Genomic DNA, 20799 nt, shown 5'->3' with positions numbered 1-20799 from the left:
ATCACAGTGACCACGCTGCCCGTCCGACGAGAGCGCCACCATGTCCCAGGATGTCTATTTCTTGCTGATGCCGGGTTTCTCGGCCCTCGGTTTTATCTCCGCACTGGAACCGTTGCGGGTGGCCAACCGCTTTCGCGGCGAGCTGTACCGCTGGCACATCTTGAGTGCCGATGGCGGCGCTGTGCTGGCGAGCAACGGCATGTCGGTCAACGCCGACGCCGCGCTTGAGCCGCTGAAAAAAGGCGCGACTTTACTGGTGGTGGCCGGCTTCGAGCCCCTGCAGTTCGCCACGCCCGCCCTGGAGCATTGGCTACGCCGCCTCGACCATGAGGGTGTGACGCTCGGTGCCATCGACACCGGCGCCTGCGTGCTGGCCGAGGCGGGCCTGCTTGACGGCCACCGCCTGACCTTGCACTGGGAAGCCATCGACGCCTTCAAGGAAGCCTATCCGCACCTGAGCGTGACCCAGGAACTGTTCGAAATCGACCGGCGCCGCATCACCTGCGCCGGCGGCACGGCTTCCATCGACCTGATGCTCGACCTCATCGCCCAGGCCCACGGCCCGGAGCTGGCTATCCAGGTTTCCGAGCAATTCGTACTAAGCCGCATCCGCCCACGCAAAGACCACCAGCGCATGCAGATCGTCACGCGCTACGGCATCAATAACAAGAAGCTGGTGCACGTGATCGGCGAAATGGAACAGCACACCGAACCGCCCCTGAGCACCTTGGCCCTGGCCGAAACAATCAAGGTCACCCGACGCCAACTGGAGCGGCTGTTTCGCCTGCACCTCAACGACACCCCCAGTAACTTCTACCTTGGCCTGCGCCTGGAAAAAGCTCGCAAACTGCTGCGCCAGAGCGACATGAGCGTGCTGGAAGTGAGTATTGCGTGCGGGTTTGAGTCACCGTCGTATTTCACGCGAAGTTATCGAGCCAGGTTCGCCAAATGCCCTAGGGAGGACCGGCGACGGGAGGTGGTTTAAGCGTTGGTGCAGATTCAAGGTGGGAGCTGGCTTGCCTGCGATGGCGGCGGGTCAGCACTGCATATGCCAACTGATACATCGCAATCGCAGGCAAGCCAGCTCCCACATGGATAAGTAGTTTTGTGTCAGAAAGCGCATGTGGTGGTGTGGGAATATTCTTGTTTTGCAAGGTTGCGGGCGATTACTGGAAACGGACTGCTAACGTTCAAAGGGTTCCTTACGTAACCATAAGAGGTTGGCATGCTGAAAAAACTAATCACTCTGATCGCACTCGCGTCCACCCCAGTGTGGGCCGCTCAGGCGCCAGCGCCTTTCACGGGCGCCGATTACAGCGGGCGTTATGAATGCACTGGCCAGGACAAACATATCGGCAACTTCAAAGGCGTTGTCGACATGAAACTCGACGCCAAGCAAAGCACTGGCAAATATGCGGCCTACACCTTCACTCTGACCCTGGAAGACAAGTCCCGCTATGAAGGCATGGCCGCCGGGACTGCCGATACCCTGGGTATCTACTTCGCCCATACCGACCCTGCCTTGAAAGACTTTGGTGTGGGTGTCGCCCAAGTAACACCCACCCCGGAAGGCAAGGTGTCCTTCGTCAAGTATTACTACGGCCCAGAATACGAAGGCGGCGGGCACGGCCTGGAGCACTGCGTCAAAAGCTGACGCGCAGTTATTTCTTCATCAGGCCTGAGCAGGCTGTTTTATAGGCTTCGTGCTGGTACTTGTTGAGCGTCGCGGGCAGATCAAAGGTGTGCTTCTTGTTCTGTGCATTGATGGTCTGCGGCGACAGCAGCGTCACCTCCACCCCTTCCAGCAATTGAAACACCCCTTCAATCTTGAACGTCGTCGGCCCACCGGCGAACTCGCCTTTTTTGCTGCGCTTCTTAATGGCAATGCGCGTGATGCCGTTGGCCTGGACGAATGCTTTTGCCTGGGCGGCAAAGGCTTTGACGTTGGCCGCTTCGTCGTCATCGTCGAGGGCGATTTTCTTGGTGGCCAGGGCGACGTGGGTCAGCGCCTGGTTGTCCAGGGAGGCGACGGCGATGATGGCTTCGCTGCCTTTGATTTCGATGCCGCAGAGAGTCATGAGTAGCCTTGATCAAAAGAGAAGTGGCGCGATTGTCGCTTATTCCTGGCCAATCGACTCCAAAAACTCCGACCGCTCATCACTCATCCGCGCCAGGCAGTCGTTGTGCGCAATGGCATAGGCCTTGGTGCCGGTTACCGCCGGGAAGGTGTCCACTGCACAATCGGCGTCGCGCAGTTTTTCCCATTTTTGCTGGGCATCCTTCAGACGGGCGGTAATGTCCGCCAGTTTGGTCTTGTCGCTGCCGTAGGTCGAACCCATGCGCTCCAGCAACCCCTGATAGTTATCCTTGAGCAATTGCTCGGCGGTGGTTTTGTTGTAGGTGGCGCATTCCAGGGTTTGCTGGTCGTTCTCGATGCCGTCGCACGGCGTGCTGTCGGTGTCTTCGGCCGCGTGGGCGGTGGTTGCGATGAGTGCCAAAGCCAGGAAAATCGATTTCATTGCGCCGTCTCATATCAGGTGATGAGGAATTCTGGCTCAAGCGTAAGACAAAGAACAGCCGACCGTGGGGCCTGTCTTCGCAGCCTTTGTCGCGGATTGACGCTTTCGGCAATTCCCCTGTCGTTTTTGCACCCGGCTCCGTCGGTGCCTGGGCATATGCTGGCCCCAAAGCGCCGGCAGACGATTCGGCGCATGAATCGCCAATAAGGGGACGCCTGATGAGCCCAGCCGAGTTGCACGCCGACAGCATCGTTATCGACGGTCTGATTATTGCCAAGTGGAACCGCGACCTGTTCGAAGACATGCGCAAAGGTGGCCTCACCGCCGCCAATTGCACGGTGTCGGTGTGGGAAGGCTTCCAGGCCACGATCAACAACATCGTTGCCAGCCAGACCCTGATCCGCGAAAACAGCGACTTGGTGATCCCGGTGAAAACCACCGCCGACATCCGCCGCGCCAAGGAGCAGGGCAAGACCGGCATCATCTTCGGCTTCCAGAATGCCCATGCCTTTGAGGACCAGCTCGGCTATGTCGAGATCTTCAAGCAGCTCGGCGTGGGCGTGGTGCAGATGTGCTACAACACCCAGAACCTGGTGGGCACCGGTTGCTATGAGCGCGATGGCGGCCTCTCGGGTTTCGGGCGTGAGATCGTCGGCGAGATGAACCGCGTCGGCATCATGTGCGACCTGTCCCACGTCGGCTCCAAGACCAGCGAAGAGGTCATCCTCGAATCGAAAAAGCCGGTGTGCTACTCCCACTGCCTGCCGTCCGGGCTTAAAGAGCACCCGCGCAACAAGTCCGATGAAGAGCTGAAGTTCATCGCCGACCATGGCGGTTTTGTCGGCGTGACCATGTTTGCGCCGTTCCTTGCCAAGGGCATCGACTCGACCATCGACGACTACGCCGAAGCCATCGAATACACCATGAACATCGTCGGCGAAGACGCGATCGGCATCGGCACCGACTTCACCCAGGGCCATGGCCAGGATTTCTTCGAAATGCTCACCCATGACAAGGGTTACGCCCGCCGCCTGACCAGCTTCGGCAAGATCATCAACCCGCTGGGCATCCGCACCGTGGGCGAGTTCCCCAACCTCACCGAGACCCTGCTCAAGCGCGGCCACAGCGAGCGCGTGGTGCGCAAGATCATGGGCGAGAACTGGGTCAACGTACTCAAGGACGTCTGGGGCGAATAAGCCACTGCTCGCTTAATCCTTCACCCGCCGCCATCCGCGCGGCGGGCATCAAAACGAATTTTCTGGAGTTAAGTTTCCATGGCCAAGATCGCCCCGCAATTGCCTATCGAAGTCGACAGCGAAACCGGTGTCTGGACCTCCGACGCCCTGCCGATGCTGTACGTGCCACGCCATTTCTTCGTCAACAACCATATGGGCATCGAAGAAGTGCTGGGCGCTGACGCCTACGCCGAGATCCTCTACAAGGCTGGCTACAAGTCCGCTTGGCACTGGTGTGAAAAAGAAGCTGAATGCCATGGCCTGGAAGGCGTTGCGGTGTTCGAACACTACATGAAGCGCCTGTCGCAACGCGGTTGGGGCCTGTTCAAGATCCAGGACATCGACCTGGATAAAGGCACCGCCAGCGTCAAGCTGGAACACTCGGCGTTCGTCTATGTGTACGGCAAGGTCGGTCGCAAGGTGGACTACATGTTCACCGGCTGGTTTGCCGGCGCCATGGACCAGATCCTGCAAGCGCGTGGCAGCAAGATCCGCACTGTCGCCGAACAAGTCTACGGAGGCTCCGAAGAGGGCCACGATGATGGTTTGTTCACCGTCAAACCGTTGTAAGCCGAGGACCGTGCCATGGCTTTCGAAGCAATGTTCCAGCCGATCCAGATCGGCAAACTGACCATCCGCAACCGCGTGCTCAGCACTGCGCATGCCGAGGTGTATGCCACCGACGGCGGCATGACGACCGACCGCTATGTGAAGTACTACGAAGAGAAAGCCAAGGGCGGTATTGGCCTGGCGATCTGCGGCGGCTCCTCGGTGGTGGCCATCGACAGCCCGCAGGAATGGTGGGCGTCGGTGAACCTGTCCACCGACCGCATCATCCCGCACTTTCAGAACCTGGCCGATGCCATGCACAAGCATGGCGCCAAGATCATGATCCAGATTACCCACATGGGCCGGCGCTCGCGGTGGGACGGCTTCAACTGGCCAACCCTGATGTCGCCGTCCGGCGTGCGTGAGCCGGTGCACCGTGCCACCTGCAAGACCATCGAGCCGGAAGAGATCTGGCGTGTGATTGGCAACTATGCCCAGGCTGCGCGCCGGGCCAAGGCCGGTGGCCTGGACGGGGTGGAATTGTCGGCCGTGCACCAGCACATGATCGACCAGTTCTGGAGCCCGCGGGTCAACAAGCGTACCGACGAATGGGGCGGCACTTTCGAGGGCCGCATGAAGTTCGGCCTGGAAGTGTTGAAGGCCGTGCGTGCCGAAGTGGGTGACGACTTCTGCGTGGGCATGCGCCTGTGCGGCGACGAGTTCCACCCGGACGGCTTGTCCCACGAGGACATGAAGCAGATCGCCAAGTACTACGACGACACTGGCATGCTCGATTTCATCGGTGTGGTGGGCTCGGGTTGCGACACCCACAACACCCTGGCCAACGTCATCCCGAACATGAGCTACCCGCCGGAGCCGTTCCTGCACCTGGCGGCCGGCATCAAGGAAGTGGTCAAGGTGCCGGTGCTGCACGCGCAGAACATCAAGGACCCGAACCAGGCCACGCGCATTCTGGAAGGCGGCTATGTGGACATGGTCGGCATGACCCGTGCGCACATCGCCGACCCGCACCTGATCGCCAAGATCAAGATGGGCCAGATCGACCAGATCAAGCAGTGCGTGGGCGCCAACTACTGCATCGACCGCCAGTACCAGGGCCTGGATGTGTTGTGCATCCAGAACGCTGCGACCTCCCGTGAATACATGGGCGTGCCGCACATCATCGAGAAGTCCACCGGGCCCAAGCGCAAGGTGGTTGTAGTGGGGGCCGGCCCGGCCGGGATGGAAGCCGCGCGCGTGGCGGCTGAACGTGGCCACGACGTGACGCTGTTCGAGAAAAAAGAGTTTATCGGCGGGCAAATCACCACGGCATCGAAAGCGCCGCAGCGTGACCAGATCGCCGGTATCACCCGTTGGTATCAACTGGAACTGGCACGTTTGAAAGTCGACCTGCGCCTGGGTGTTGCAGCCGATGCCGAGACCATCCTGGACGTGCGTCCGGACGTGGTGGTGCTGGCGGTGGGCGGGCACCCGTTCATCGAGCAGAACGAACACTGGGGCGCCGCCGAAGGCTTGGTAGTGAGCAGTTGGGACGTGCTCGACGGCAAGGTGGCGCCGGGCAAGAACGTGCTGGTGTACGACACCATCTGTGAATTCACCGGCATGTCGGTGGCCGACTTCTTGGCCGACAAAGGCAGCCAGGTGGAAATCGTCACCGACGACATCAAGCCGGGCGTGGCGATCGGCGGTACGTCGTTCCCCACGTACTACCGCAGCATGTACCCCAAGGAAGTGATCATGACCGGCGACATGATGCTGGAAAAGGTCTACCGCGAGGGCGACAAGCTGGTGGCCGTGCTGGAGAACGAATACACCGGCGCCAAAGAGGAGCGGGTGGTCGACCAGGTGGTGGTGGAGAACGGCGTGCGTCCGGACGAGGCCATTTACTACGGGCTCAAGGAAGGTTCGCGCAACAAGGGCCAGATCGACGTTGAAGCCTTGTTTGCGATCAAGCCGCAGCCCTGCTTGAGCGAAGCGGGCGAGGGGTACTTGCTGTTCCGCATTGGTGACTGTGTGGCCCAGCGCAATACCCACGCCGCCATCTATGACGCCCTGCGCTTGTGCAAGGATTTCTGACGAGGTGAACTCGGTCAAATGTGGGAGCGGGCTTGCTCGCGAAGGCGGTGTATCAGGCACTGGATGCATCGACTGACACGCCGTCTTCGCGAGCAAGCCCGCTCCCACATTCAGGGCCAGTTTCACAGTAGACCTGTGTGGTCTTCGGGAGCTTCACCATGCTGAATACCCTTCTTCCCATCCTGCTCTTTGCCGCCCTGGGCCTCGCCGTCCTCGGCGCACTGCGCCGGGTGAACATGTGGCGCCGTGGCCGAGCATCCAAAGTCGACCTGCTCGGTGGCCTGCTGGCCATGCCCAAGCGTTACATGGTCGACCTGCACCACGTGGTCGCCCGTGACAAATACATCGCCAACACCCACGTTGCGACGGCGCTGGGCTTTGTGCTGTCGGCGCTGCTGGCGATTGTGGTGCACGGCTTCGGCCTGCAGAGCCGCATCCTTGGCTATGCGCTGCTGCTGGCGTCGACATTGATGTTTGTCGGCGCGATCTTCATGTACCTGCGCCGCCGCAATCCGCCTGCGCGCCTGTCCAAAGGCCCGTGGATGCGCCTGCCGAAAAGCCTGATGGCCTTCTCGGTGAGCTTCTTCCTGGTGACCTTGCCGGTGGCCGGGATTCTGCCCGCTGACTTCGGCGGCTGGTTGCTCGCGGCATTGCTGAGCGTGGGCGTGTTGTGGGGCGTGTCCGAAATGTTCTTCGGCATGACCTGGGGCGGGCCGATGAAACACGCCTTCGCAGGTGCCCTGCACCTGGCCTGGCACCGCCGCGCCGAACGCTTTGGCGGTGGCCGCTCCACCGGGTTGAAACCGTTGGATCTGAGCGATAAAACCGCACCGCTGGGCGTGGAAAAGCCCAAGGACTTCACCTGGAACCAACTGCTTGGCTTTGACGCCTGCGTGCAGTGCGGCAAGTGCGAAGCGGCGTGCCCGGCGTTTGCCGCCGGCCAGCCATTGAACCCGAAAAAACTCATCCAGGACATGGTGGTCGGCCTGGCCGGTGGCACCGATGCCAAGTTCGCCGGCAGCCCGTACCCCGGCAAACCGGTGGGCGAACACGGCGGCAACCCGCACCAGCCGATCGTCAACGGCCTGGTGGACGCCGAGACCCTGTGGTCGTGCACCACCTGCCGCGCATGCGTGGAAGAGTGCCCGATGATGATCGAGCACGTGGACGCCATCGTCGACATGCGCCGCCATCTCACCCTGGAAAAAGGCGCTACGCCGAACAAGGGCGCCGAAGTCCTGGAAAACCTGATCGCTACTGACAACCCTGGCGGCTTTGCCCCCGGTGGTCGCCTGAACTGGGCGGCTGACCTGAACCTGCCGCTGCTCAGCGACAATGGCAGTTGCGATGTGCTGTTCTGGGTCGGCGATGGTGCCTTCGACATGCGTAACCAACGTACCCTGCGCGCGTTCGTCAAAGTGCTCAAGGCCGCCAAGGTCGACTTCGCCGTGCTTGGCCTGGAAGAACGCGACAGCGGTGACGTGGCGCGCCGCCTCGGCGATGAAGCGACATTCCAGCTGCTGGCCACGCGCAATATCCAGACCCTGGCCAAGTACAGCTTCAAGCGTATCGTCACCTGCGACCCGCACAGTTTCCATGTGCTGAAAAACGAATACGGTGCCTTCAACGGCAACTACCGGGTGCAGCACCACAGCACCTTCATGGCCGAGCTGATTGGCGAGGGCGCGCTGAACCTGGGCCAGCACAAAGGCAACAGCGTGACCTACCACGACCCGTGCTACCTAGGCCGCTACAACGGTGAATACGAGGCGCCGCGCCAAGTGCTGCGGGCGTTGGGTATCGAGGTCAAGGAAATGCAACGCTCGGGCTTCCGTTCACGCTGCTGCGGTGGCGGCGGCGGCGCGCCGATCACCGACATTCCCGGTAAGCAACGCATTCCCGATATGCGCATGGACGACATCCGCGAAACCGGTGCCGAACTGGTGGCCGTGGGTTGCCCGCAATGCACCGCGATGCTGGAAGGCGTGGTCGAACCACGGCCGTTGATCAAAGACATCGCCGAGCTGGTCGCCGACGCGTTGCTTGAAGACGCCGCGCCAGCCAAAGCCCCCCTCAAGCGTGAACCTGCGGAGGTGCACTGATGAGCGACATTATCCGCCGCGACCCACGGGCCGAATGGATCGCCCGTAACCGCCTGCACCCGTTGCACGCGGCCATGCAGCCGGTGCAACACAATTGGATGGGCCCCAACGGCATCATTCGCAAAAACGTGCATGGTGTCGGTTTTATCGGCCCCAACGGCATCAAGCGCATCGACCGCAGTGGTGCCCAGCAGGGCGGCGCGGCCAAGCGTACCGCGGCAGTGGAAGTGCAGTTGCCGCTGCATCAGGTGCCGGTCCCGGCGTTCTACATCAACGTGGTGCCAGACATGGTCGGCGGCCGCCTGAGCAGCCACGACCGCGACCTGCTTGGCCTGGCGCGCCAACTGGCCGGCAGTGACGGCGCGGTGTTGGCGGTGGTGTTCGGTGAACACAAGGAAAGCGCCTTTGCCACCGCCGGCGTCGACCGACTGCTGGTGCTGGAGGGGCATGAATTCGAAGGTTATGCACCGGAGCAACGCGTGCAGGGTTTGCGTGCTGTGGATAACCAATTCAGCCCGCGCCACTGGCTGCTGCCAGACAGCCGCAGCGGTGGTGGCGAACTGGGGCGACGTTTTGCCGCCAACCTCAAGGAACGCCCGGCAACGCGGGTGTGGCAGATCAAGGGTGATGAATGCATCGGCCGGGCCGGTGCCGGCCAGGAAGACCTGGCGCGACCGTTGCCCCGTATGATCCTCGCCGCCGCCGAATGTGCCGATCCGGTCAGCGAGACCCGCCACGAAGTCTTGCCCGTGGAGTTATCCACAGGCCTGGCGCGCAGTTTGCCGCGTATCGAAGACCTCGGCGCGGTGGCGGTCGACCCGGCAGCGATTCCGATGGCCGAGGCCGAGTTCATTTTCTCCGGTGGCAACGGTGTGAAGGACTGGGCGCTGTTCCACCAGACCGCTGCGGCTCTGGGCGCCACGGAAGGCGCCTCGCGGGTGGCGGTGGATGATGGCTTCATGGCGCGTGATCGCCAGGTCGGCGCCAGCGGTACCTGGGTCACTGCGCGGGTGTACGTAGCCGTCGGGATTTCCGGGGCGATCCAGCACCTGCAAGGCATTGGTGCCTGCGACAAGGTGGTGGCAATCAACCTCGACCCAGGGTGCGACATGATCAAGCGTGCCGACCTGTCGGTGATCGGCGAAAGCGCCGCGATACTCAACGCTTTGATCGCAGCGGTCGAAACCTACCGCAACGGCGCCAAGCGCGATGCAGCCTGAGGATATGACCATGACGAACACTGTATTCAGCCTGGTGTCCATCGGCGCTCACCCCACCTCCGGGCGCCCACGCCGCGCCGAGCAGGACGCGCGCGCGGTCGAGCTGGGGCTGCAACTGGCTGGGGATAGGTTGCAGGTACTGCACGCGGGTGATGTCAGCGAACCGACCCTGCGCAGCTACCTGGGCATGGGCCTGCCGCAACTGCAGGTACTCGAACAGCCGGCGGGCGCCGATGCGTTGCCGGTGCTCAGCGAGTATCTGCGCGACGCGGGCGCCCAAGTGGTACTGACCGGAAGCCAGGCAGAAACCGGCGAAGGTTCGGGGATGCTGCCGTTCCTGTTGGCCGAACAACTGGGCTGGCCGCTGATTGTGGGGCTGGCGCAGGTGGAGTCCATCGACGCCGGCGTAGCCCTGGTGCTGCAGGCGTTGCCTCGCGGCCAGCGGCGGCGCTTGAAGGTGCGCCTGCCGTTTCTCGCCACTGTGGATAACGCCGCGCCCAAGCCACGCCAGAGCGCCTACGGCCCGGCGCAACGGGGTGAACTGGCCGCCCATGACGTCGAGATTGAACAGGATGAGTTATTCACAGGCGCACTGCTGCAACCGGCCAAGCCACGGCCCAAGCGCCTCAAGGTGATCAAGGCCAAGAGTGGTGCCGACCGTATGAAGGCCGCAACGGCCAAGGCCAGTGGCGGCGGTGGGCAGGTGCTCAAGGGCGTGAGCGCTGAAGAGGGCGCGCAAGCGATTCTCAAGCTTCTGGTAGAAGAGGGCGTCGTACGCTGAACCCTGACCACCACCAAACCTTGTGGGAGCTGGCTTGCCTGCGATAGCGGTAGGTCAGCAACCCATGCATCCGTTGACGTATTGCAATCGCGGGCAAGCCGCTTCCACATTTTCCTGCTTTATCTTGGGCTTACCCACAATGCCTGTTGATCCGCCTGTGGATAACCTGTTCGCGGGTGTCCACAAGCCCGGCATATCAAGCTCTGCAGCCCTCTGTACGAAAAACAACCAACCTAACTTGCGGTTTTTGCTCGGGTTTTCACCGTCTTGAGGCCTCGACTTGCCCCCAAAGTCTGTTGGCGCTTTTGTGGATAAGATGTTCGCTATCCGCTACAAGCCTTATAAAACGTGGCTTTCGAGGGGTTGGTCAATAATTGATCAAATCTCACATATTCGCCGTTTAAACGGCTGGATATCCCCGATTCATGAGGGTTTCAAGGGCTTTTCCACAACCCGAACAAAGTTGCCCCCAAAGTCTGTTGGTGCATCTGTGGATAAGGTGTTCGCTTACCGCTACAAGCCACGCTAATCAAGGCTCTTGGAGGATTGATCAATAAATGAGCTGCTCAAGATAAAACCCGCAAGTTTGAATAAGTCACGGATTTTCTTGATTTAATTTGCGTGCGCGGCGCACTTGCCCACAATTGCTGTGGGTGGCTCTGTGGATAAGTTGTTGGGGAAAGGCTGGAGGGCAGGGCGCTAGCGCTCTGCGAGAAGGGTGATCAAATTTTGATCACTCTGAGGTCAGTGTGGGAGCGTGCTTGCTCGCGAATACGGTGTGTCAGCCACTACATGTGCAAGCTGATACACCGTATTCGCGAGCAAGCCCGCTCCCACATTTTTATTCGTGTGCTGCCACACCTTTGAGGTACGGCGCCGGAGCAGCGCCCAGGTTGCTCAACATGCGCTCGCTGTACCAATCCACAAAATTAACCACGCCAAACTCATAGGTCTTGGAGTAAGGGCCTGGCTGGTAGGCGGTAGAGTTGATCCCGCGCTGGTTCTCTTCGGCCAGGCGGCGGTCTTGGTCGTTGGTGGCGTCCCACACCTGGCGCATGCGCTCCACGTCGTAGTCCACGCCTTCCACGGCGTCCTTGTGCACGATCCACTTGGTGGTGACCATGGTTTCCTGGGCGCTGATCGGCCACACGGTGAACACAATGATGTGGTCGCCCATGCAGTGGTTCCAGGAGTGGGGCAGGTGCAGGATGCGCATCGAGCCCAGATCCGGGTTCTTGATGCGGCCCATGAGCTTGGCGCAGCCTTGTTTGCCATCCAGGGTCATCGACACAGTGCCCTTGAGCAGCGGCATGCGCACAATGCGGTTACGCAGGCCGAAGCTGGCGTGGGCGTAAGGGATCTTTTCGGCATCCCAGGCGGCAGCGGAAGCGGCCACGTGATCCTTGAACGCCTGGTCGGCGCGCGGGTCGGTAACGTCGTCCCACTCCAGCAGGGTTTTCAGCAGTTCGGGGTGTGACGCGTTGCAGTGGTAGCACTCGCGGTTGTTTTCCAGCACCAGCTTCCAGTTGGCTTTTTCGAACAAGGTGGTCTGGATCGCCACCTTGGTGTTCTCCATGTCGTAGGGTTCCATGTAATGGCTGAGCGTCGACAGGAAGTCATCGATGGCCGGTGGGTTTTCGGCCAGGCTGATAAAGATGTAGCCACCAGCAGTCTTCACGTTCACCGGCTTCAAACCGTACTGCTTCATGTCGAAATCGGCGCCCATCTCGGTGCCGGCGAACAGCAGGCGGCCGTCCAGCTCGTAGGTCCACTGGTGGTAGTGGCAGACCAATTTGGCGACCTTGCCCTTGTCGCTGGTGCACAAGCGTGAGCCACGGTGGCGGCAGACGTTGTGGAACGCATGCACCACGCCGTCGGCCCCCCGGATCACGATGATCGGGTTCTTGCCCACTTGCAGGGTGAGGTAGTTGCCCTTGGTGGGGATTTCGCAGGTCATGCCGGCGATCAACCACTCTTTCTGGAAGATCTCCTGCATATCGATATCGAACAGCCGCTCATCAGAGTAAAACGGCTGCGGCAGCGAAAAAGTGCGCTCGCGCTCTTGCAGCATTTGCGCGGTGGCCTTGCGTGCGGGTTCCAGCGGATCGCCCAAGCTTAAGGTTGCGGTGACGTCCATCGTGTGTGTCCTCATGGCCATTCTGTGTGGCCGGCGAATAGTGGCTACGGTTGGTGCTGTGCAAGGCGTAAAGAACGCGTCTTTGTTGGGAGCGAGTGTGGGCCCGGCGTCACGTCGAACCTTATCCATGGGCGACATGGCCCAATCTGATCCCGACGCGCAAGCCCCTGTCTTTGGGGGCTGGTCGCCGTAAGTATGTGAATGTCGCAGATAGGTAAATGGGTGGTTCTCGCGTTACGCAGAATCGCCACCATAAGGCCGACGTCGGCGGTGGAGAACAACATGTCCAATAATTTCCTGAATCCGGTAACCACCCAGACCTGGGCCAATGGTCGGCACATCGTCCGCTGCGTCAAAGTCATCCAGGAAACCTGGGATGTGCGCACCTTCTGCTTTATGGCCGATCAGCCGATCCTGTTCTTTTTCAAGCCGGGGCAATTCGTCACCCTGGAGCTGGAAATCGAAGGCCAGCCGATCATGCGCTCGTACACGATTTCCAGCTCACCGTCGGTGCCTTACAGCTTTTCGGTGACCATCAAGCGCGTACCCGGCGGCCGGGTTTCCAACTGGCTGCACGATACGTTGCACGAAGGCCAGGAGTTGGCCGTACACGGCCCGGTCGGGCTGTTCAATGCCATCGACTTCCCAAGCCCGAAAGTGCTGTACCTCAGCGGTGGGGTCGGGATTACGCCGGTGATGTCCATGGCACGCTGGTTCTACGACACCAACGCCAACGTCGACATGACCTTTATCCACAGCGCCCGCTCGCCCAAGGACATCATCTATCACCGCGAGCTGGAGCACATGGCGTCGCGGATCGACAACTTCAGCCTGCACCTGATTTGCGAAAAACACGGCCTGGGCGAGCCCTGGGCCGGGTATCGCGGCTACCTGAACCACAAGATGCTGGAGCTGATGGTGCCGGACTTCCTGGAGCGCGAAGTGTTCTGCTGCGGCCCTACGCCGTACATGAACGCAGTGAAGCGTTTGCTGGAAGTCGCCGGTTTCGACATGACCCGTTATCACGAAGAATCCTTTGGCGCGACGCCACCGGAAGCCCGTGCCGATGCGGTGGAGCAAGCCGAGCAAGCGGCGGATGCGCCGGAGATCGACCTGGCGGACCTGCATCAGGTGGAATTTATCGCGTCGGGCAAGAGCATTCGCGTGGCGCCGGGGGAAACCGTGCACGCCGCGGCCGCCAAGCTCGGCCTGCTGATCCCCAAGGCCTGCGGCATGGGCATCTGCGGTACGTGCAAGGTGATGAAGCTGGGCGGCGAGGTGGAGATGGAGCACAACGGCGGGATTACCGAAGAGGACGAAGCCGAAGGCTACATCCTATCGTGCTGCAGTGTGCCCAAGGGTGACGTGCGGATTGAGTTCTGAGGGTCAGTACAAGCCCGGTCGGCGGTCTTGGTGAACGTGGTTATGCTCGCTGATAAACTTGTTCCTGGCCTCTGCCAGTGGCAACTGAGCGACTAACCGCTGTTCGCGTTGGTGGGAGGCTGCGCCAGCCAATGGGTAGCCGTCGGCATCGACGATGGTCGAGCCGCCAACCCAGTTGACGCCGCGCTCCTCGCCGTAGCGGTCGCAGGCGGCAATGAACATGCGATTGACGGCAGCGTTGGCTTGGAGGCGGACAATTTCTCCCGGCCGCTCGCCAGCCGGACGCGGACCCTCTGGCCAGTTCACCGGAGCGCATAGCAGGTCGGCGCCGGCCAAGGCTGCAAGGCGGACCCACTCCGGCAGTTCGAGGTCGTAGCAAACCATTGTGGCGATCCGCCCGACTTGGGTGTCGACGACAGGAGGCGGTTCGGTGCCCGGCGTGAAGATCAGCTTTTCCCGATTCCATAAGTGGCCTTTGCGATACACCGTCAGCCGGCCTGCGGGTTGGACCAGCGCAACGCTATTGGCGACTCGCCCAGCGCTCAGACGCTCACAGAAACCGGCGACGATGATGATATCCAGTTCATTGGCCAGGGCACGCCATAGGCTCAGCGTTGGGCCGTCATCGGCCTCGGAGGCCGCATACGCCTCCTCGCGATTATCGAAGGCGTACCCGCTTTGCATCAGTTCCGGCAGAACGATGACTTGCACCGCGAGGGCGCTTGCGTCACGGATCGCGCTCTCACTGAGCGCCCTGTTGTAATCAAGGTCGCCAATACGGGGCGCCAGTTGATGGCAAGCAACCGTTGCCAATGTCATGGCTATTTCCTCTCTAACAGGCGTTCACTGGCCTTGATGGCACGGGCCTCGCGGGCGTGGTCGATGCCGCGGGCCATGATGCAGTAGGTGGTGGCCGACACGACCAGGCCCACCACGAATGCAATGTCAGCTCCGCCCAGCCACAGTGCCGCCGGCCCTTGGTAAAAGCCCAGGGACATGAACGGGATCATCGCCGCGATGCCCAGGAAATAAGCGGTGAGCCCTGTACTTGACCAGCGGCGGTAGATGCCGGCTGGGTTAAACAGATCGCTGATTGCGTAGCGCCCTTTTCGTACTGCGTAGAAATCCGCCAGGTTCACCGCCGTCCAGGGCACGAGGAAATACAACATCAGGAGTACGAAGTTATTGAAGCTGTGCAGATAGCTTTGCGGGATGCTCAGGGCGATTCCAAAAATCACGGCGGCCACTAGGCTGATGCCAATGATTCGACTTTTCAGGCGAGGCTTTATCGAGATGAACCCATCAATGGCACTGATCCCGGTGAGCATCGCGCCATAGCAGTTGACCGCCATGATGCCGACCAGCGCGGGTACTGCGATCAGCACGGTAAAGGTGCCAAATCCCGGAAGCAATTGATTGCCCACGGCCTGCACGCTGCCGATGGCATCGGGTGAGGGCAGCGCCGAGGCGAGAAAGGCTCCCAGCGACATCAGCCACAGCGCCGAGCCGGCAGCGCCCAGGTACGTCCAGCCAATGACACTGCGCGACGGCGTGTTATAGGGCAGGTAGCGCGAGTAGTCCGAGACGTAGACTGCATAGCTGATCTGGTAGCCCGCCGCGGCTGAAAGCTGAATCAGAAACGCCGACCAGGAAAAATGAGCGTCGACCACCGCCGTGTCGGCCTGCAAGGTCATCACGGCAGCCACCGTCAGGACCGCGAACACGCTGATCATCACGTAGGTCAGCCAGCGTTGCACGGTGTGCAACAGGTCATGGCCGATCACAGCGATCACCACGGCCAGGATGATCATCAAGGCATACCACGGTGTCCGATTGCCGGGCAGCACGGTATTAATGGCGTCGGTGGCGAGAATCACGTTGAACACGTTAAAACCGATGTACACGAAGACCACCGCGATAAAGGGCACGATTGCCCCGCGCAAGCCGAATTGCGCCCGCGACTGAATCATCTGCGGCAAGCCCATGCGCGGCCCCTGGTTGGCGTGGAAGGCCATCGCGAACGTGCCAAGGCACACGCCGATGACAATCGCCAGGATGGCGTAGACCAGGCTCAACCCCAAGGCTGCGCCGGTAAACCCGGTGACCATGGTAGTGAGTACGAAGTTACCGGTGAACCAGAACGGCGCTTGATGCCAGACTTTGCCGTGGCGTTCATTGCGCGGCACATAGTCAATGGAACGGGTTTCTATTTTCAGCGCGGGACGGGGAGCTGCCGCTTGGTCGCAGGGCATGTTCATAGGTTTCACGATCTGTTTTTATTGAGTGATCGATGAAGAGTCTTACAAGCAAATGTACGATTGAATCGGTATTTGCAAATAATCACTTCAGAAATCTCTGAACTGAGTGCGCAAAACCTTGCAGAAGTGAGGATTGGCTGATATCGGACTTTCTTATTCCCAAGCGATATAGAGACAATTCCTACAATCTTCTACGCTGATGAACGAACGCGTCGTTGTCGCCCTTCGTAATAGAGCAGTAGGTGGACGTCCTTTATCCAGCCAAGGATGCTCGACATGTCTGCTATCCCTTCTCGTAGTAAAGGCGCGGCGCGCTTACTGACCGATGATGTCACCGCGCTTATCCCCGATTTTCCTTTTCACTACGCCCGGTTCCTCAATCAGGCTGCCAGCAACGGGACGGCGTTGGCGCAGGTTTCCAACAGTGCCCACGGCAGCAAGGTCTTGATCGTGGGGGCTGGCGTCGCCGGCCTTGTCGCGGCTTATGAAGCCCTGCGCATGGGTTTGCATCCCGTGGTCGTGGAGGCCAGTCATCGCATGGGTGGGCGACTCTATTCCTATGTAGTGGGCGACCCACAAGACCCGGCCAACAGTGTTATCTGCGAAATGGGGGCCATGCGTTTTCCCGTTTCTGGCAAGGCGCTGATGCACTATTTCGACAAGGTCGGCATGACCGCCAACTCGGCGGATTTTCCCAACCCAGGCTCGGCTGCAACTCTCAGTACGGTGGTCGACTATCAACACAAACAGGTCTATTACGAAGGCAAGAATTTGCCCGATGAATACCTGGAAATCGAGCGTAAGTTGTTTGAGGTTTTTCTGGAACAGGCCCCGATCCATTTCACTGAAATGGAAGCGGCAATGTCCGAGGGCAGCCTTGACCAGGCGAAGATCAAGACGTTGTGGAATGCGATTCTGGATGCAGGTTGGGACAATCTCAGCTTTTTTGCCGCCATGGTGGAACAGGCCGGTTGGAGTCGGGAGGACATCGACCTGTTTGGCCAGATCGGGTTTGGGACGGGAGGGTGGAATACCGACTATCCGAACTGCTTTCTAGAGGTGTTACGGGTGTTGTACACCGGCCTGGATACCAACCACAAGTTGATGTACGACGGCTCTACCGAACTGCCTTGTCGGTTATGGGCGCGCAGCCCGGATGCGATGGGCGACAGCATGGCCCACTGGCCTTCGGGCACTACCGTCGCAAGCCTGAGCGCTCAAGTCATTCCCCAGGTTTTCGGGCAGGAGGTGCGGCAGATCATAAGGCGCCAAGACGGCGAGTTCGACGTGTACATCTTTGATCATAACCAGGGGGGCGAACGTCAATACACCTTCCCTGCCGTGATCTACACACCCCAGAAGCGGATTCTCGACAAATTTCGCTATATGAGCGGCATCGATCATTTCAACGCCATGAATAGCCTGCTGTCCGTCAAGGAATGGGAAGCGGTGATGTACACCCACTACATGCAGTCGGCCAAAATATTCGCCCAGACCAAGCGACCTTTCTGGACCGATATCGGGGTGGACCATCAGTACAAGATGAGTGTGACCTTGTCGGACCGGATTACCCGTGGCACTTACCTGTTGGATTACGCGGCGAGTCAAGGCGCCTACAAGGGCAGCGGAATGTTTTTGTCTTACACCTGGAACGACGACAGCCTCAAGTTCATGGGGGATCGCACGACGCCGTTGCCTTCCCATGCTGCACTATGTTCGACCTTGTTGGACTCGGTGTATGCCCACCACCAACTGGACCTTGCAGCGGAGTTCGGCATGACCGATCCCTTTGTGGAAATCAACTGGGAAGAGCAGCCGTTTTTTCTTTGTGCTTTCAAGATGAATCTGCCGGGGCAGTACGAATACCAGCGCCTGTTGTTTTCGCAGTTCATGAACGGTGTGCATAGTGGGAACCCGGATGGGTTCATTATTGCTGGAGATGATGTGTCTTTCACTGGCGGTTGGGCAGAGGGCGCGGTGACGACAGCCCTGAACGCGGTTAATAAACTGGCGGTAAGGTTCGGTGGCGGCACCTTTGTTGGTAACCGTGGCCCCATTGATGAATGGGTGGCGCTTCAGCCAAAGGCATTGTAGGAGCGAGCTGAGGGCTGCTTCGGTACCGCGCCGGAGGTCATGAGGCTCCGACGCGGTCCTCAGTTAATGATTACTGAGCGTAGACCTGCACCACAAAGTGTTGGCCAGATGCTGTCAGTTCATAGACTTTGTCGTAGATCCTGAGCGTCCTGGATGGCTCGCGGATGGTGTCGCCGACTTTGGCGCTTTTCCTGAACTCATCCCAGTCGATAACAGTGGTGGTGGTAGTACCATTGTTCAGCACGGTGTTCACGTTGCTTTGATATTCCATGATTAAGCTCTCCATTGATTTACCTTTGCCGCCGATTATTCGGCTGGCGGTGAAACCCGAAAGGGGGCAGATATCGCTGCGTTTTCCTTGCGGGTAACAAGAGGCTAGACAATAAAAACGAGCTGTATTGCTGTCAGAAATATCAAAAAACAGTCTCGGCGATCGGCCAGTACGGACTGGCCGAATTCGTACGTTAAGCGTTCATGACTTCCCGAATATCGGCAGCCAATTCCCTTACACGCTCTTCCTCGGTATCCCACGCACACATGAAGCGCGCACCGCCTTTGCCGATGAAGGTGTAGAAGCGCCAGCCCTTGGCGGTCAGCGCTGCAATCGCGGGTTCCGAGAGTTGCAGGAACACGCCGTTGGCCTGCACCGGGAACATCAATTCCACGCCGGGAATATCCGCCACCAGGCTGCTCAGCAATTGCGCGCAATGGTTGGCGTGGCGTGCATGCTTGAGCCAGGCGTCGTTTTCCAGCAGGCCCACCCATGGCGCCGAGAGAAAGCGCATTTTCGACGCCAACTGACCGGCCTGTTTGCAGCGGTAGTCAAAGTCTTCAGCCAGTTTGTGATTGAAGAACAGGATGGCTTCACCCACCGCCATGCCGTTTTTGGTACCGCCAAAGCACAGCACGTCCACGCCGGCTTTCCAGGTCAGGTCGGCCGGTGAGCAACCCAGGAATGCACAGGCATTGGCGAAGCGTGCGCCGTCCATGTGCAGGTTCAGGCCCAGCTCCTTGCAGGTGGCGCTGATGGCGCGGATTTCTTCGGGGGTGTACACGCTGCCGACTTCGGTGGCCTGGGTCAGGGTGACTACGCGGGGTTTGGGGTAGTGGATATCCTGGCGCTTGAGGGCGATCTCACGGATCGACTCCGGGGTCAGCTTGCCGTTTTCGGTGCGGGCGACGAGCAGTTTGGAGCCGTTGGAGAAAAACTCCGGCGCGCCGCATTCGTCGGTCTCGACGTGGGCGGTTTCCGAGCAAATCACGCTATGGTAGCTCTGGCACAACGAGGACAGCGCCAGGGAGTTGGCGGCCGTGCCGTTGAAGGCGAAGAACACCTCGCAGTCGGTCTCGAACAGATTGCGGAAACCGTCGGCGGCGCGGTGGGTCCATTCATCATCGCCGTAGGCGCGTTGATGGCCCTGGTTGGCTTGTTCCATGGCGGCCCAGGCTTCCGGGCAGATGCCGGAATAGTTGTCACTGGCAAATTGTTGGCTCTTGTCGGTCATGGCCCGTTCCTGTGGTCGATGTTGGTGCGCACTTTACCCAAGATTGCCGGGGGCGCGCACGCACTGTAAATGCAAAGTCGTTGGGGAATTATGCACGGTACTCAAACCCTGCCTGTCGGACCTGTCCGAGATGGCGCTTTGGATCTGCTCAAGTGGCTGGCGCTGTTGAGTATGGTGCTCGATCATCTGCGCTATGTGGGACTGAGCCTGGATGGGCTATACGTGCCGGGGCGCCTGGCGTTTCCGTGGTTTTGCCTGGCGATTGCGGCCAATTTGCATCGCGTCCGTTACGCCCCGGTGACCGGCCATTGGCGCTACTTGGGTTGGTTGCTGCTGTTCAGCGTGATCAGCGAGGTGCCGTATCGGCTATTTATCGAGGACGCCGATACGTTGAATGTGCTGCCGACCTTGGCGTTAGGTTTGCTGGTTGCCCGAGGATGGCAGCAAAAGGCGCTTTTTGATCGAGGATTAGCGCTGATAGCACTCAGTATCGCGGCGGTGTTTGCGACACATTTGATGTTCGGTTTTTTCGGCGTGTTACTGCCCTTGGCGATGTTGCTGGTGTTCAGTCGCCCTTGGTATTTCAGTGTGCTTCCAGGCTTGGTTTGTGTGGCTGCCAACCAATGGCAGATTTTGCTTGATCGCGGCACGCCGGTGGCGCTGTTGGGGTTGGCAGCATGCCTGATTGCGCCATTGGTGGGTTTGGTCTTGTTGCGACATGCCAAAAATGTCTCGCCACCAGCGATGCGGCGTTGGGCCTATGCCTTATATCCACTGCATTTCTTGCTGCTGCTACTTATCCGCCAGATCATCGCCTAACCCCTGTGGGAGCTGGCTTGCCTGCGATGCAGACACCTCGGTCTGCCAGTTGCACCGCAGCGATGCCATCGCAGGCAAGCCAGCTCCCACACAAGCGTTT

General features: G+C 59.9%; 18 protein-coding genes. 11 read left to right on the top strand and 7 right to left on the bottom strand.

The window, feature by feature from the left end:
- Positions 1–40: 40 nt before the first annotated feature.
- A complete protein-coding gene (locus N2A98_RS24735) occupies positions 41–985 on the top strand; it encodes a GlxA family transcriptional regulator (protein WP_275622759.1) in 945 nt (314 codons plus the stop codon).
- A 240-nt stretch (positions 986–1225) separates the two neighbouring features.
- Positions 1226–1654, top strand: a complete 429-nt coding sequence (locus N2A98_RS24730; protein ID WP_047711954.1) for a hypothetical protein — start codon at positions 1226–1228, stop codon at positions 1652–1654.
- Between the two features lie 7 nt (positions 1655–1661).
- On the opposite strand, the gene N2A98_RS24725 is transcribed toward N2A98_RS24730, so the two are convergent.
- Positions 1662–2078 (bottom strand): DUF3010 family protein, encoded by a 417-nt coding sequence (locus N2A98_RS24725; RefSeq protein WP_275622758.1) that lies wholly within the window; start codon positions 2076–2078, stop codon positions 1662–1664.
- A 39-nt stretch (positions 2079–2117) separates the two neighbouring features.
- Entirely contained in the window at positions 2118–2519 is a 402-nt protein-coding gene (locus N2A98_RS24720; protein WP_014720247.1) for a lysozyme inhibitor LprI family protein, read from the bottom strand.
- Positions 2520–2737: 218 nt separating this feature from the next.
- Here N2A98_RS24720 and N2A98_RS24715 point away from each other — a divergent pair, with 218 nt between their 5' ends.
- From N2A98_RS24715 to N2A98_RS24690, 6 genes are all read left to right on the top strand, one after another.
- Positions 2738–3715, top strand: coding sequence for a dipeptidase (locus tag N2A98_RS24715; RefSeq protein WP_014720245.1), 978 nt, complete (start codon positions 2738–2740; stop codon positions 3713–3715).
- Between the two features lie 78 nt (positions 3716–3793).
- Entirely contained in the window at positions 3794–4324 is a 531-nt protein-coding gene (locus N2A98_RS24710; RefSeq protein ID WP_008033249.1) for a DUF5943 domain-containing protein, read from the top strand.
- 15 nt (positions 4325–4339) lie between these two features.
- Complete coding sequence (dgcA, locus tag N2A98_RS24705; RefSeq protein ID WP_032894946.1) at positions 4340–6400, top strand: dimethylglycine demethylation protein DgcA; 2061 nt, start codon at positions 4340–4342, stop codon at positions 6398–6400.
- A gap of 158 nt (positions 6401–6558) precedes the next feature.
- Positions 6559–8502, top strand: a complete 1944-nt coding sequence (gene dgcB / locus N2A98_RS24700; RefSeq protein WP_044271824.1) for a dimethylglycine demethylation protein DgcB — start codon at positions 6559–6561, stop codon at positions 8500–8502.
- Positions 8502–9722 (top strand): electron transfer flavoprotein subunit alpha/FixB family protein, encoded by a 1221-nt coding sequence (locus N2A98_RS24695; protein WP_275622757.1) that lies wholly within the window; start codon positions 8502–8504, stop codon positions 9720–9722. Before dgcB ends, N2A98_RS24695 begins: the two co-directional genes overlap by 1 nt.
- Positions 9723–9726: 4 nt before the next feature.
- Positions 9727–10503 carry an electron transfer flavoprotein subunit beta gene (locus N2A98_RS24690; protein ID WP_171905458.1) on the top strand — a complete coding sequence of 259 codons (777 nt, stop codon included), beginning with the start codon at positions 9727–9729 and terminating at the stop codon, positions 10501–10503.
- Between the two features lie 841 nt (positions 10504–11344).
- On the opposite strand, the gene gbcA is transcribed toward N2A98_RS24690, so the two are convergent.
- Positions 11345–12640, bottom strand: coding sequence for a glycine-betaine demethylase subunit GbcA (gene gbcA, locus N2A98_RS24685; protein WP_032894948.1), 1296 nt, complete (start codon positions 12638–12640; stop codon positions 11345–11347).
- 282 nt (positions 12641–12922) lie between these two features.
- Between gbcA and gbcB the strand changes: the two genes are divergently transcribed.
- A complete protein-coding gene (gene gbcB / locus N2A98_RS24680; protein ID WP_014720237.1) occupies positions 12923–14023 on the top strand; it encodes a glycine-betaine demethylase subunit GbcB in 1101 nt (366 codons plus the stop codon).
- Positions 14024–14026: 3 nt separating this feature from the next.
- Here gbcB and N2A98_RS24675 read toward each other — a convergent pair whose 3' ends face one another.
- Together N2A98_RS24675 and N2A98_RS24670 are read right to left on the bottom strand one after the other, a co-directional pair.
- On the bottom strand, positions 14027–14842 hold the full coding sequence (locus N2A98_RS24675; protein ID WP_057710280.1) for a nitrilase-related carbon-nitrogen hydrolase: 816 nt from the start codon (positions 14840–14842) through the stop codon (positions 14027–14029).
- A 2-nt stretch (positions 14843–14844) separates the two neighbouring features.
- The gene (locus tag N2A98_RS24670; RefSeq protein WP_047712264.1) at positions 14845–16275 is read right to left on the bottom strand and encodes a cytosine permease; all 1431 of its coding nucleotides are present in this window, start codon (positions 16273–16275) and stop codon (positions 14845–14847) included.
- 282 nt (positions 16276–16557) lie between these two features.
- On the opposite strand from N2A98_RS24670, the gene N2A98_RS24665 reads away from it, so the two are divergent.
- Complete coding sequence (locus N2A98_RS24665; protein WP_047711949.1) at positions 16558–18375, top strand: FAD-dependent oxidoreductase; 1818 nt, start codon at positions 16558–16560, stop codon at positions 18373–18375.
- Positions 18376–18445: 70 nt separating this feature from the next.
- Here the strand turns inward: N2A98_RS24665 and N2A98_RS24660 are convergent, their stop codons facing one another.
- Positions 18446–18646 carry a hypothetical protein gene (locus tag N2A98_RS24660; RefSeq protein ID WP_044271814.1) on the bottom strand — a complete coding sequence of 67 codons (201 nt, stop codon included), beginning with the start codon at positions 18644–18646 and terminating at the stop codon, positions 18446–18448.
- A gap of 193 nt (positions 18647–18839) precedes the next feature.
- On the bottom strand, positions 18840–19880 hold the full coding sequence (locus N2A98_RS24655) for a low specificity L-threonine aldolase (RefSeq protein WP_003194862.1): 1041 nt from the start codon (positions 19878–19880) through the stop codon (positions 18840–18842).
- Between the two features lie 90 nt (positions 19881–19970).
- On the opposite strand from N2A98_RS24655, the gene N2A98_RS24650 reads away from it, so the two are divergent.
- Positions 19971–20699, top strand: coding sequence for a TraX family protein (locus tag N2A98_RS24650; RefSeq protein ID WP_078803964.1), 729 nt, complete (start codon positions 19971–19973; stop codon positions 20697–20699).
- The last annotated feature ends 100 nt before the right edge of the window (positions 20700–20799 follow it).

This window comes from Pseudomonas sp. FJ2-5-13 (assembly GCF_029201605.1).
GTDB classification, from domain to species: domain Bacteria; phylum Pseudomonadota; class Gammaproteobacteria; order Pseudomonadales; family Pseudomonadaceae; genus Aquipseudomonas; species Aquipseudomonas lactis.
This window is presented reverse-complemented; position numbering and strand designations above follow the sequence as displayed.

What these genes read in the sequence shown, in the direction of transcription:
- N2A98_RS24735 (WP_275622759.1), top strand. Translation starts at nt 41, where the DNA reads ATGTCCCAGGATGTCTATTTCTTGCTGATGCCGGGTTTCTCGGCCCTC.
- N2A98_RS24730 (WP_047711954.1), top strand. Translation starts at nt 1,226, where the DNA reads ATGCTGAAAAAACTAATCACTCTGATCGCACTCGCGTCCACCCCAGTG.
- N2A98_RS24725 (WP_275622758.1), bottom strand. Translation starts at nt 2,078, where the DNA reads ATGACTCTCTGCGGCATCGAAATCAAAGGCAGCGAAGCCATCATCGCC.
- N2A98_RS24720 (WP_014720247.1), bottom strand. Translation starts at nt 2,519, where the DNA reads ATGAAATCGATTTTCCTGGCTTTGGCACTCATCGCAACCACCGCCCAC.
- N2A98_RS24715 (WP_014720245.1), top strand. Translation starts at nt 2,738, where the DNA reads ATGAGCCCAGCCGAGTTGCACGCCGACAGCATCGTTATCGACGGTCTG.
- N2A98_RS24710 (WP_008033249.1), top strand. Translation starts at nt 3,794, where the DNA reads ATGGCCAAGATCGCCCCGCAATTGCCTATCGAAGTCGACAGCGAAACC.
- dgcA (WP_032894946.1), top strand. Translation starts at nt 4,340, where the DNA reads ATGGCTTTCGAAGCAATGTTCCAGCCGATCCAGATCGGCAAACTGACC.
- dgcB (WP_044271824.1), top strand. Translation starts at nt 6,559, where the DNA reads ATGCTGAATACCCTTCTTCCCATCCTGCTCTTTGCCGCCCTGGGCCTC.
- N2A98_RS24695 (WP_275622757.1), top strand. Translation starts at nt 8,502, where the DNA reads ATGAGCGACATTATCCGCCGCGACCCACGGGCCGAATGGATCGCCCGT.
- N2A98_RS24690 (WP_171905458.1), top strand. Translation starts at nt 9,727, where the DNA reads ATGACCATGACGAACACTGTATTCAGCCTGGTGTCCATCGGCGCTCAC.
- gbcA (WP_032894948.1), bottom strand. Translation starts at nt 12,640, where the DNA reads ATGGACGTCACCGCAACCTTAAGCTTGGGCGATCCGCTGGAACCCGCA.
- gbcB (WP_014720237.1), top strand. Translation starts at nt 12,923, where the DNA reads ATGTCCAATAATTTCCTGAATCCGGTAACCACCCAGACCTGGGCCAAT.
- N2A98_RS24675 (WP_057710280.1), bottom strand. Translation starts at nt 14,842, where the DNA reads ATGACATTGGCAACGGTTGCTTGCCATCAACTGGCGCCCCGTATTGGC.
- N2A98_RS24670 (WP_047712264.1), bottom strand. Translation starts at nt 16,275, where the DNA reads ATGCCCTGCGACCAAGCGGCAGCTCCCCGTCCCGCGCTGAAAATAGAA.
- N2A98_RS24665 (WP_047711949.1), top strand. Translation starts at nt 16,558, where the DNA reads ATGTCTGCTATCCCTTCTCGTAGTAAAGGCGCGGCGCGCTTACTGACC.
- N2A98_RS24660 (WP_044271814.1), bottom strand. Translation starts at nt 18,646, where the DNA reads ATGGAATATCAAAGCAACGTGAACACCGTGCTGAACAATGGTACTACC.
- N2A98_RS24655 (WP_003194862.1), bottom strand. Translation starts at nt 19,880, where the DNA reads ATGACCGACAAGAGCCAACAATTTGCCAGTGACAACTATTCCGGCATC.
- N2A98_RS24650 (WP_078803964.1), top strand. Translation starts at nt 19,971, where the DNA reads ATGCACGGTACTCAAACCCTGCCTGTCGGACCTGTCCGAGATGGCGCT.